Raw genomic sequence first — 693 nt, 5'->3', positions numbered from 1 at the left:
GTTAGGCCTCGTTACACGACTTTGCAGTGATCAACCTTCCGAATATGGCGAAATCTGACACATATTGAGAAGCAACGACAATACGCATCAATATGGCTGCACGGGGTAATATGGAATGGCGTGCCTGGAGAGGGAAATGCATGAACTTGGGAAGCCCTAACAGAGTTGGTGAGCCAGCCAACCGCTGAGGGTGGCGGATATGCTCGTAGTACTGTTGATATGCAGGACAACATAACCTGCAAGGAGGGAAGGAGCATTACTTATAACCATTGTTTCAGATAGAAGTAACCAGATAGAATTAAGGAATTGAGTACTTATCAAAATATCAAAAAGGAGATAACAAAACTGTCGCTAAAGAAGCGCAACGAGTTAAGCTCGCGGGAAAGAGTGCGACTTTTACAACTGAAACTATATCTAAAAGCCAAACAGGAAAAGGAGTTTAAATTCTACGTTCTCTATGACAAAATATTTCTGCAACATATTTTAAAAGAAGCCTACCGTCGCTGCAAAGCGAAAGGAGGTATTGCAGGGATAGACAACCAGAGGTTTACGGATGTGGAGACTTACGGTAGCGAAAAATTCTTGAACGAACTTCAAGAAGAGCTCCGAACCCGTAAGTACAAACCACAAGCGGTTAAGCGCGTCTTATTAGAGAAAGAAAACGGTGGAAAGCGCCCCATAGGCATACCGACA

General features: G+C 43.6%; 1 pseudogene. It reads left to right on the top strand.

Going from position 1 to position 693, the window contains the following annotated elements:
• Positions 1 to 306: 306 nt before the first annotated feature.
• Positions 307 to 693 (top strand): annotated as a pseudogene (locus HC176_RS15645) (hypothetical protein); the annotation flags it as partial.

Source organism: Tamlana crocina (assembly GCF_012037625.1).
Note: the sequence above shows the minus strand (reverse complement) of the source record. Positions and strands in the feature narration are given on the sequence as shown.